This is a genomic window from Ignavibacteriales bacterium (assembly GCA_016214905.1).
In the GTDB taxonomy this organism is placed as follows: domain Bacteria; phylum Bacteroidota; class Ignavibacteria; order UBA10030; family SZUA-254; genus PNNN01.
Genome location: JACRMQ010000007.1, coordinates 447906 through 460107 on the forward strand (window position 1 = coordinate 447906; position 12202 = coordinate 460107).

Genomic DNA, 12202 nt, shown 5'->3' on the forward strand with positions numbered 1-12202 from the left:
CAACGGTATGATATTAAATTTGATTTTGAAGGATATTCGGGGTTACTGGAGATATATAATATTTTCTATCTTTCTGCCGGCAACTCTTTGGATCTCGATACTGATTATACCGCATTTCCCTGCTCGAGGTAATGTAATATTCTCCACTGCCGCTATAGTTGCAGCAATTTCCTATTTTGCCTTTTCGGAGAAAAAGCAGAGACTCGAAACCCTCATTTGCAGTTTACCTATCTCGAGAAGGTCATTTGTCATAGCGCGGTACCTGTTTGCTCTTTGTGTCGCTATTTTTGGATTCGTAATATTATACTGTGCATCATACGCAACTTATTTAATCTATTCAATACCGATTTCAGAATTTTTTATAACGTATAATCTGAAATCGTTTTTTATTGCACTTTATATTATATCGGTTTCAGTCAGTTTCTTTTTCCCGTTTATTTATAAATTCAGAATTATGGGTATGATATTCACGCTTCCCATTGGATTTACTTTAGCAATGCACTCGATGGTACTGATTTTTAATTTTACCAAACAATCGTACAAGCCATATTTTTTAGATACTGACTTTGTAAAAATTATTTTAATTACTCCTCTTATATTAATTTTACCAATTATATCTGCAATGATATCAATAAAATTGTATGAACGGAAAAATATATAAGAAAGGAATAAGGATATATGAGTAATATCTTTTTAACTGTTGCAATAATCTGTGTTCTCTGGGGAGTTGTTTCATCTATAGTAATTGTTTCCTTCCTATCGAATCACGGTGTGAAAATCAATTACTTCTTATTGAGATTACTTTTACCAAAATATGTCGGACAGTATCGGAAAATTACACTCGAAGAAACTGGTAAGCCAGGCGGATGGTACTACTCGTTTGTAATATCTATGATTTCAGGGCTAACATTGGCGATTTTTGGGATATTACTGAGACAAACATGAAGATATTCAATAAAATAAATATCAGATGGCTTGTAGCATTTCTAATTGTTTTTGCCGCATGTTCCCATAACAAACATCCCTTAGACGTCTGTATACGGGAATCGTTAACCGACCGGCTCGAGCAGTACGATGTGAAGGGTGCTTCAGTGGCTGTCATACTTCCGGATGGAACCATACACCGTGTGTGTGCAGGCATATCGCATGATACAGTGGCGGTGAAGCCAGCAATGCTCTTCGCCATTGGAAGTATTACCAAGAACATGGTCGCTGCGCTCATTCTTCAATTAGCTGAGGAAGGGTTGCTTTCGCTCGATGATCCACTGCATAAATGGCTTCCTCCATATCCTCACGTTGACAGTACAATCACCATCCGACAGATGCTAAACCACACCAGTGGTATCTTCATGTTCTGGGAAAACCAAAAACTGTGGGATGATCTCATCAAGTACCGCGATAGCGTATTTACTCCAGAAGTTGTCCTCACTTATTTGAAAGAACCTCACTTCGCTCCTGGCAAAGGGTTCAGATACTCGAACACAAACTATCTTTTACTCGCGATGATTGCTACTCGAGCAACTCACTCGACACTCTCTGCGGAATTTCGAAGACGCTTCTGGCTACCACTCGGGCTTAAAAATACGTTCCTCTCTATAGAAGAGATAATACCGCAAGAAAAACTCGCGCATGTGTGGGGAGACAATTTCGAGAATAATGGTTCCAATAGAGACATTACATTTCTTCCAAGAACTTCGCACGAAAGTATTACTTACGGATCGTCGGGTGTGTTCACTACGGCGGAAGAACTTGCGCTTTGGTGTAAATCTCTTTTTGAAAATAGAATCCTAAAACCAAACTCCTTGAATCAAATGCTCAATTTCAATACCGAAGCATCGACTTCATGGTGTGATGGTTACGGTTTAGGTGTACAGGTATTCAAGAAGAAGATTACAGATGGAAAACTGGCATACGGGCACGGTGGAGGAAACATTGGCACCTCTACCTACATGGCATACCTGCCTGATTATGATGTGAGTGTTGTTGTCATGATCAACTTTTTCCACCCCCAATGCCCTAACAGGATGCTTGAAGATATTATTGAGATTGTAACGGATTACATTAATCTAAATGCAATGGGGAAAACTTTATGAAGAGATGCCTGTGTTTTTTGTAAATTAAAAAGTGATAAATGGTTTAGATATTGTATGAAAATCTTGAGATCTAAAATATTGTATATTCCTACAATATGTATTTTATTACTTCTCATACCCAATTGCAGGCCCCATCGAGTTGGTGAAGACAGATTCTCAAGTGTCCGGTCGAAAATTAAAGACTTCATGGAAGACGAGAACGTCTCATCTGTTTCTGTCGCAGTAGCTCAACATGGAAAAATCATCTGGGAGGAATCGTTCGGCATGGCAAACCGTGAAAAACAAATCAAAGCGACACCAAATACGATGTACGAGATAGCATCAATTGCAAAAGTGTACACAACAACGGCGCTAATGATTCTTCAAGAGCGTGGTCTTCTTGATATCGATGCACCGGTTGAATCATATCTTGGTGATGTAAAGATAAAATCATTCGGGGTAGATGCATCCGGCGTTACACTCAGGCGAATCATTCAACATACATCAGGGCTACCCATGTTATGGGGCGAACCGGCTGGTACAGACACAAATTTCCCAATCATGCAGAAGGAAATTTTCGATAGGTTTGCGATTCTTGCTTTTAAACCTGGAGAAAGAGAACTTTATTCGAACGTCGGTATTGGTCTGCTAACTTATGTCATCGAGAACGTATCGGGTAAATCGTACAGCGACTTTTTGAAGGAAAACATTTTTCTTCCCCTTGGATTGACATACACCATTCGACTTACTACTCCACCATCAACAGATGAATATGCACAACAATACGATCATAGCGGAAAGCCGTGGACATACAACGAAGGATTTTATGCAAGTGCGGATGACCTTCTCCGTTTTGGAATGTTCCATCTCAAAAATCATCTACCTGATCAAAGGAAAATTCTTAGCGATTCGACAATCGATGTGATGCAAACATCTATTGATCCTTACAGCGATTTCCGCCTCCCTTGGTGGGTCTGGGAATATGAAGGATATAAGACGTTGGTATTCACAGGTGCATCTGGAACAATTTTAGCACTCCTGCCTGAAGCAGACCTTGCAATTGTTGTCCTTGCAAATAAGATGCAGGCGAATACACCGAAGGTTTGCAAATGGATTGCTGATGAAATTCTTGATGACTTCGATGAGTCTAAACGACTCCCCACAAAAATTCGAACACATAAAAAAATTCAACCGCCAACTTTATCTCGGGTTGCACTTGCAGGTATCTGGCAAGGTTCTATCGTCACTCATGAGTGGGAACTACAAGTTGAGTTATCGCTTGGTAATACACCAATGATGCGTAGTCAGAATGTTGATGGATCGTGGGGAAGATGGATGGAGTCGATGTTTACACTCCGGGGCAATTATTCGGCAGGAATTTTCTCCGCATATTTCCCAATTCATATTCCTGTACATGATACCAAAGAACATAATCATTGGACTTGGATATATGTTGGTTTACACAGAGACACACTTCGCGGATATGCAGTTGCCCATGCTGCGGACGGACCTCATTATGGGCTTCCTTATTATATAAATCTGGAGAGGAAAAAGGATTAGTAATAATTGTCATCAATGATGGAGGATTCTTTTACAATATGAGGCATAAATACTGGCAATTAAATGAAGATATGTTAACTACTCACAGAATGGAGCTGTCATTCTTACCCGTCTAATGATTTGAAATTTGTTCGTAAATATGCATATTCAGAAAGATTTATGAAAGGCATGGTATTCAATATTCAGCGATATTCTATAAACGATGGGCCAGGTATTCGTACAACCGTTTTCCTAAAAGGATGTCCGCTTCATTGTTTGTGGTGTCATAATCCTGAATCAATTTCCACCGATCAAGAAATTGTTCTGCGGGAAGATAGATGTATCCGCTGCGGAAGCTGTATTGAATGCTGCAGCCAACATGCAATCCGGAATGAAAGCAACCTTATCGTTACATCGTGTGAGAAATGTATAAGATGTGGAAACTGCGTTGAGGTATGCTATGCCGGCGGGCGGGAGATTGCGGGTAAAGAGATGTCTGTGGAAGATGTAGTGAAAGAAATTGAAAAAGATATCATCTTTTACAACAGGTCGACAGGTGGAGTTACATTTTCAGGTGGCGAGCCGTTTCTTCAACATTTGTTTCTAAAGTCTCTTCTCGAAAATTGTAAATCAAAAAACATTCATACGGCAGTAGATACAGCTGGATTTGTCGTGGAAAATATTTTAAACGGGTTTGAAAATTTGATCGATCTATTTCTATATGATATCAAAACCGTTGACGATTTCAAGCATCGCATGTTCACCGGCGGATCGAATAAAATAATTCTTGATAATCTAAGGTTTTTGATAAATCAAGGGAATAATATAATTATTAGAGTACCCGTAATACCGGGATTTAACAATAATCTTCATGATATGAAGTTAGTAGGTGAGTTTGTTGATTCACTTAAAAATATTTCCGAAATTCATTTATTGCCATATCATAAATCAGGAACGGAAAAATATAAACGATTAGGGATAAAATTTGAAATGAATGATGAACCACCTGATTCAACAGCAATGGAGCTTATTGCCGCTGAGATGAAAAAATATGTTCAAACAGTCAAGATAGGCGGATAATATGAACGACCGTGTAAAAAAATTACGGGAACAAAGCATCAACTCTGTGCCCACAATTTCATCAGAGCGGGCAAAACTTGTAACCAATTTCTATAAAAATTCAGAATCACTCCCCATACCTATTCAGAGAGCGCTGGTTTTCAAAACAATAATGGAAAACAAAACTATTTGCATTAATCATGGCGAGCTGATTGTTGGTGAACGCGGACCAGCCCCCAAAGCGACTTACACTTATCTGGAAATCTGTTGTCACATGTTGAGTGACTTAGAAACACTTCACAACCGCGAAAAGGTTTGGTTCAAAGTTGATGAAGAAACCCGGCGATTATACCGCGATGAATTTATTCCTTTCTGGAAAGAGAAAACCATTCGTGAAAAAATATTTAACGCTGTATCGGATGAATGGAAAGATGCTTACTCTGCTGGTATCTTCACGGAGTTCATGGAGCAAAGGGCGCCGGGACATACGGTTCTCGATGATAAGATTTATCGAAAGGGGATGCTCGACCTTAAAAACGATATTGAACAAAGCCTGAAGTCGATTGATTTCAAAAATGACCCGGAAGCAAAATCTAAAGAAAATGAGTTGCAAGCAATGAACATCTGCGCGGATGCAATCATCTCGTTTGCAAACCGTCATGCAGATAAAGTACATGAACTCGCATTTGTAGAAATTAATCCGGTTAGAAAATCGGAGTTGGAAGCAATTGAAAAAATTTGTCGTCGGGTCCCAGCTAACGCTCCGCAAAATTTCTGGGAAGCGCTTCAATATTACTGGTTCATTCACCTCGGAGTGGTTACCGAATTAAATCCCTGGGATGCGTTCAATCCGGGACATCTCGATCGTCATCTCTATCCGTTTTATAAAAAAGGATTGGAGAATGAAACTCTTACAAAAGAAAAAGCTAAGGAATTACTCCAATGCTTCTGGGTAAAATTCAACAACCAGCCGGCACCGCCGAAGGTCGGTGTAACTGCAGCAGAAAGTTCAACTTACACCGACTTTGCAAATATTAATTCAGGCGGGATAATGTCCGATGGCAGTGATGGTGTAAATGAATTAACATATCTTATTCTAGATGTTATCGACGAGATGAAATTAGTTCAGCCTAGTTCGAACATTCAGCTTAGTGAGAAAAATTCCGATGAGTTCCTGAAACATGCTTTGAAGATAATCAAAAATGGCCGCGGCCAGCCATCCATTTTTAATGCTGATACCGTCGTCGATGAAATGCTTCGGCAGGGAAAATCTATCGAAGATGCACGAAATGGAGGAACAAGTGGTTGCGTGGAAACAGGTGCTTTCGGAAAAGAAAGTTATATACTTACCGGATACTTCAACATTCCGAAAGTTTTCGAGATAACTTTAAACAACGGTGTTGATCCACGAACCGGAAGGAAAATCGGTCTTGAGACCGGAAATCCTGAACTGTTTAAATCTTTTGATGAATTAATGTTTGCTTTCGAAAAGCAGATGAAGCATTTCATCGATATTAAAATGAAAGGGAATCATTCGATCGAAAGATTATACGCCGAAGAATTACCGGTACCATTCTTATCAATCCTGATTGATGATTGTATTTTAAAAGGAAAAGATTATAATAAAGGCGGAACGCGATACAACACGAATTATATTCAAGGTGTCGGCATAGGTACGATAACCGATTGTCTTGCATCGATCAAATATAATGTATTTGAGAAAAAAATCATTTCAATGACAGATATGTTGAAAATGCTTGCCGTAAACTTTGAAAGATTCGAACGAGAACAAATGCTTCTATTAAACAAAACTCCAAAGTACGGTAACGATGATGATTATGCTGATGATTTGATGAAGCAGGTGTTCGAGATGTATTTCAAACTTGTTGACGGTAGACCAAATACTAAAGGTGGTCTGTACAGGATTAATTTACTTCCGACGACATGCCACATCTATTTCGGTTCAGTCACAGGTGCAACACCAGATGGACGAAAAGCTTGGACTCCGCTCTCGGAAGGAATATCTCCCGTGCAAGGTGCGGATAGAAAAGGTCCGACAGCTGTGTTGAAGTCAGCGGGGAAGATGGATCATGTACGTACAGGTGGAACATTGTTGAACCAAAAGTTTACTCCTCAAATATTAGAAAGCGAAAAAGGACTTGATAGTCTTGCACATCTTGTACGCGGATATTTCATAATGGGCGGACATCATATTCAGTTTAATGTTGTCACCGCACAAACCTTGCGCGAAGCACAGGCGCATCCCGAGCAACACCGTGATTTAATTGTGCGCGTTGCAGGCTATAGTGATTACTTCTGCGATTTGAGCAAGACGCTGCAAGACGAGATTATTGCGAGGACGGAACATCAAGGATTCTAATATCCTTAAACATATTTCTCACAAACGAAGGGAAAGTTAATTTTAAATATTTAACAGTATCATGGGGACAGTTATTTACCTAACGGAGGCGATTCTTCTACCGTCCCCACAATACATGTTATTTTATAATTTCAGCGGTCGTTTTCTTAACGAACTGTATGAGTCCGCGTTTATCAAGTGATACTTCAACCGTATCGGCATCGCTTATTGAGCCGGCGAGTATTTCTTCTGATAATTTGTTGACTATATATTTTTGAATCACACGCTTCAAAGGTCTGGCGCCAAGCGTAGGATCGTAACCGAGCTTGATGAGCCAATCTTTTGCTTCTTCGGTAAATTCGATCCGGATATTTTTTTGCTCAATCGTTTTTTGTAAACGTTTTATCTGGATATCTATAATTCGCCTGAGATCGTTTCGGTTTAAAAGTTTGAAGAGGATTATTTCATCGATACGGTTCAAAAATTCCGGCCTGATCGATTGACGAAGCATATCGAATAATGTAACCCGCAACTCGCTATAAATCTTTTCAAGTTCACCGTTCGAAATAATATCACCACTCAATCTTTCCTGAATCAACTGCGATCCAAGATTTGAGGTCATGATGATTATTGTGTTCTTAAAATTGACGGTTCGACCTTTATTGTCGGTTAAACGTCCTTCATCCAAAACCTGTAATAATAAATTAAAAACTTCCGGATGTGCTTTTTCTATTTCATCGAGCAATACAACAGAATATGGTTTTCGCCGAACTGTTTCTGTAAGCTGACCGCCTTCTTCGTAACCAACGTAACCAGGAGGTGCGCCTATCAGCCGGGAAACGGAGAATTTCTCCATATACTCACTCATATCAATTCGTATCAACGCGCTTTCATCGTTGAATAGAAACTCTGCAAGTGCGCGTGCAAGCTCAGTTTTACCGACACCTGTTGAGCCGAGAAATATGAATGAGCCAATCGGCTTTTTTTCGTCTTGCAAACCAGCACGGCTGCGGCGTATGGCGTCGGCAACGGCATGCACGGCTTCTTCCTGACCGACAAGCCGTTCGTGAAGTCGCTCTTCGAGGTGAAGAAGTTTCGTCCGCTCGCTTTCTAACATTCGGTTTAGCGGGATGCCTGTCCAGCGAGAAACAATTTCGGCAATATCTTCGGCATCGACCTCTTCCTTCAACATTTTTTTATCTTGTTGAATTTCTGCAAGCTTGATGCTTGCCTTTTGCAATTCTTTTTCAAGAGAAGCTATTATTCCATACCGCAGTTCAGCAACACGCGCGAGATTTCCCGACCGTTCATTTTGTTCAGCTTCATTTTTTGCGTTCTCGATATCACCTTTCATTTTTCTTATAGATTGAATAAGCTCTTTTTCGTTTTGCCAATGCGCGCGCAGTCCTGAGCGCTCCTGATTCAACTCGGCTAATTCTTTATTTATATCTTTCAATCGCCCTTTCGTGGCTTCATCGGTTTCACGTTTTACCGCCTCGCGTTCAATTTCAAGTTGTTTAATGCGACGCTCAATTTCATCGAGTTCTTCGGGTAGAGAATCTATTTCAATTCTGAGTTTCGAAGCGGCTTCATCCACTAAATCGATTGCTTTATCGGGTAAAAAACGATCGCTGATATAACGGTGGCTTAATTGTGTCGCTGCTACAATGGCGCCATCAGTGATGCGAACACCGTGATGGATTTCGTATCGTTCTTTAAGTCCGCGTAATATTGATATAGTGTCTTCAACTGTCGGCTCATCTATGAGAACCGGTTGAAACCTGCGCTCAAGCGCGGGATCTTTTTCTATATGCTTTCTGTACTCATCTATCGTTGTTGCGCCGATTGCCCGAAGTTCGCCTTTTGCGAGAGCCGGCTTTAACATGTTCGCCGCGTCAACCGCACCTTGTGCTGCGCCCGCTCCCACGAGTGTGTGAAGTTCATCTATAAATAAAATAATCTCTCCCTGAGATTCGGTTACTTCCTTGAGAACTGCTTTGAGACGCTCTTCAAATTGTCCGCGAAAACTTGTACCCGCCACAAGTGTGCCCATATCGAGAGCTATAATTCGTTTTGTTTTTAGATTTTCGGGAACATCGCCTTGTATGATCCTATGAGCGATTCCCTCGGCTATGGCGGTCTTTCCAACACCCGGCTCACCGATAAGAACGGGATTATTTTTTGTGCGGCGTGAAAGAACCTGAAGCACGCGTCGAATTTCTTCATCCCGCCCGATTACCGGATCGAGTTTTCCTTTGCGTGCAAGCTCGTTAAGATCTCTGCCAAATCTTTGTAGCGATTGATATTTCTCTTCAGGCGTTTGATCGGTTACTCGTTGTGTACCGCGGATATCTTTGAGCGCTTTATAAATTTGATCTTTCGATACACCCTGACTGTTAAGAAGTTGCGCTGCGGATGATTTACCTGTAACGATACCAAGAAGCAGATGTTCAGTGCTGACATATTCATCTTTGAGTGATTGTGCTTCTTTCAAAGAGTTATCGAAAATTTGTGCAAGCGTTTGACTTATGAATTGATTTCCTGTGCCTGCGCTAGTGACTTTCGGAAGTTTTTCAATCGCTTCATTAATTTTTATTTTGATGTAATTAAGATTAGCTCCGATTTTTTGAAGTATAGGTGCAATTAAACCTTCGCTGTCCTGAACCAGCGCGGCAAGCACATGTTCCGGCTCGATCGATTGATTACCGCAACTCGCGGCAATTTCCTGCGCGTTCTGTACTGCCTCCTGTGATTTAATTGTGAATTTATGAAAGTTCATATTTATAAATTTTACTTAACAACATCTTTATCGCCATTGCTTTCTTGCTCTTCCATCTTCTTTCCGGCTTTTTCTTCCATAACGTATTCGATTGCTTCCTGCTTATTTTTTGGTTGGAAGTCGTGAAATGCAGTTAATGTTGCTATTCCATGTGAACCGCGCCACGATACCCATCGTTTCTTTGTGGCGTAAACCAAGAAAACCACACCAAGAATAAGAATAATTAAAAACCAGATTGCGTCTGTCATATTAAATAGAGCCCACTTTGAAGGTGGGCTCCATTTCCTTAGTAATGTTATTTATCCTTCTCGTCAACAACTTCGAACGATGCATCCTCAACCGCTTTATCGTTCTTTTTTGTGCCGTTGCCTGCGGCATTTGGTTCACCGGTTGGCGGAGGAGGCGGTGCGCCGGCTTGCTGTTGTTTTTGCCCTCCGGCGGTGGCTTTTTGATACATCGCAGTGGAAGCTTCGTTCCAAATATTATTCAAAGATTCCATCTTTGCTTTGATATCCGCTATGTTATTGTTTTTAATAGCTGCATCGAGAGCATCTGCCGCTGATTCGACTTTCGATTTTATGTCGGATGGAATTTTATCGCCGAATTCCTTCAACTGTTTACGTGTTTGGAATACGAGATTGTCGGCTTGATTTTTTGTATCCACTTCTTCTCTTCGTTTTTTATCTTCTGCAGAATGTGCCTGCGCATCGGTTTTCATTTTATCAACTTCTTCTTTGCTTAAACCGCTTGAAGATGTTATGCGTATGCTTTGTTCTTTGTTTGTAGCTTTATCTTTTGCGGTTACATGAAGCATACCGTTCGCATCGATATCGAATGTAACTTCGATCTGAGGAACCCCTCGTGGAGCCGGCGGAATTCCGTCTAAATGAAATCTGCCGAGCGTCCTGTTGTCTATTGCCATAGGTCGTTCACCCTGCAATATGTGAATTTCAACAGATGGTTGACTGTCGGATGCGGTTGAAAATATTTCACTTTTCTTTGTAGGTATCGTGGTGTTCGCCTGGATCATTTGCGTGGTAACCCCACCCAGCGTTTCGATACCGAGTGTTAATGGTGTAACATCGAGTAATAAAACGTCTGTAACGTCACCGGATAAAACACCTCCTTGTATTGCTGCTCCAACCGCAACAACTTCATCGGGGTTTACACCTTTATGTCCCTCTTTACCGAATATTTCTTTCACAAGCTGCTGAACTCGCGGTACTCGTGTCATACCACCGACAAGAATAATCTCCTCAATCTGATTTGGATTGAGTGAGGCATCTCGCATAGCTTTTTCGACTGGGGGAATACACCGTTGAATCAAATCCTCAACAAGTTGTTCAAACTTAGCGCGTGTGATGGTAAGATTTAAATGTTTTGGACCTTCGGCGGTAGCGGTAATAAACGGCAGATTGACTTCAGTCTGCATAAGCTGGGAGAGTTCCATCTTTGCTTTTTCTGCTGCCTCGCGTAAGCGCTGAAGCGCCATCGGATCTTTACGTAAATCGATGCCTTCCTGTTTTTTAAATTCATCGGCAATGTAATCAACTAATCGATGATCGAAATTATCTCCGCCAAGATGCGTATCGCCATTTGTCGATTTGACTTCGAAAACACCTTCACCGAGTTCAAGTATCGAGATATCGAATGTGCCACCACCTAGATCGAACACGGCAACCTTCATGTCTTTATGTTTTTTATCTAGACCGTATGCTAGTGCGGCTGCGGTAGGTTCGTTGATAATTCTGCGAACATTCAAACCGGCAATTTCGCCTGCTTCTTTTGTAGCTTGTCTTTGAGCATCATTAAAGTATGCCGGAACAGTAATAACCGCGTCTGTAACTTTGGTGCCGAGATAATCCTCAGCGGTTTGTTTCATTTTTTGTAAAATCATCGCGCTGATTTCCGGAGGTGAATAAATCCGGTCGTCTATCTTTACACGCGCCGTATTATTATCTCCCTGAACGACTTTGTATGGGATGAGTTTCATCTCTTCTGTCACTTCATTTTGAAATCTTCCCATGAAGCGCTTAATCGAGAATACTGTGTTCTGTGAATTTGTAACTGCTTGTCGTTTGGCTGCCTGACCAACAAGTCGTTCACCGCTTTTTGGAAAACCGACGACCGATGGCGTAGTTCTGGCGCCCTCAGCATTTGCAATCACTGTTGGATCTTTACCTTCCATTACAGCAACCACTGAGTTTGTTGTTCCTAAATCGATACCAATAATTTTACCCGACATTTTAAAACTCCTTTTCAAAATAAGACATTTTTCTCCTCGGAGTCGATCTCCTAAGAAATAAATTTTTAATACTATACTACTAACTTACAATAGATATGCCACAGGAAATAAAAATAATATGTTGTTTTTCTTCAATAATCAGCATTTAA

Annotated in this window: 9 protein-coding genes; 6 read left to right on the forward strand and 3 right to left on the reverse strand. The window is 40.8% G+C overall.

The annotated features are described in order from the left end of the window. Window positions 1-7 precede the first annotated feature (7 nt). The 6 genes from HZB59_09120 (at window position 8) to HZB59_09145 (ending at window position 7050) form a co-directional block, all read left to right on the forward strand. Window positions 8-661 (forward strand): ABC-2 transporter permease, encoded by a 654-nt coding sequence (locus HZB59_09120; GenBank protein MBI5021584.1) that lies wholly within the window; start codon window positions 8-10, stop codon window positions 659-661. Between the two features lie 17 nt (window positions 662-678). Beyond that, a complete protein-coding gene (locus tag HZB59_09125; protein MBI5021585.1) occupies window positions 679-945 on the forward strand; it encodes a hypothetical protein in 267 nt (88 codons plus the stop codon). After that, window positions 942-2093, forward strand: a complete 1152-nt coding sequence (locus HZB59_09130; protein ID MBI5021586.1) for a beta-lactamase family protein — start codon at window positions 942-944, stop codon at window positions 2091-2093. The genes HZB59_09125 and HZB59_09130 overlap by 4 nt, the downstream gene beginning before the upstream one ends. Window positions 2094-2279: 186 nt before the next feature. After that, complete coding sequence (locus HZB59_09135) at window positions 2280-3632, forward strand: beta-lactamase family protein (GenBank protein ID MBI5021587.1); 1353 nt, start codon at window positions 2280-2282, stop codon at window positions 3630-3632. 159 nt (window positions 3633-3791) lie between these two features. Next, window positions 3792-4691, forward strand: coding sequence for a glycyl-radical enzyme activating protein (locus tag HZB59_09140; protein ID MBI5021588.1), 900 nt, complete (start codon window positions 3792-3794; stop codon window positions 4689-4691). Between the two features lies 1 nt (window position 4692). Continuing rightward, window positions 4693-7050: a glycyl radical protein gene (locus tag HZB59_09145; GenBank protein MBI5021589.1), complete on the forward strand. Its 2358-nt coding sequence runs from the start codon at window positions 4693-4695 to the stop codon at window positions 7048-7050. Between the two features lie 118 nt (window positions 7051-7168). Here the strand turns inward: HZB59_09145 and clpB are convergent, their stop codons facing one another. Genes clpB through dnaK form a run of 3 tightly spaced genes read right to left on the reverse strand, consistent with a single transcriptional unit; the run spans window position 7169 to window position 12053 of the window. Further along, window positions 7169-9808 carry an ATP-dependent chaperone ClpB gene (gene clpB / locus HZB59_09150; protein MBI5021590.1) on the reverse strand — a complete coding sequence of 880 codons (2640 nt, stop codon included), beginning with the start codon at window positions 9806-9808 and terminating at the stop codon, window positions 7169-7171. A gap of 11 nt (window positions 9809-9819) precedes the next feature. Then, entirely contained in the window at window positions 9820-10056 is a 237-nt protein-coding gene (locus tag HZB59_09155) for a hypothetical protein (protein ID MBI5021591.1), read from the reverse strand. Window positions 10057-10103: 47 nt separating this feature from the next. Continuing rightward, window positions 10104-12053 (reverse strand): molecular chaperone DnaK, encoded by a 1950-nt coding sequence (gene dnaK, locus HZB59_09160; protein ID MBI5021592.1) that lies wholly within the window; start codon window positions 12051-12053, stop codon window positions 10104-10106. Between the last annotated feature and the right edge of the window lie 149 nt (window positions 12054-12202).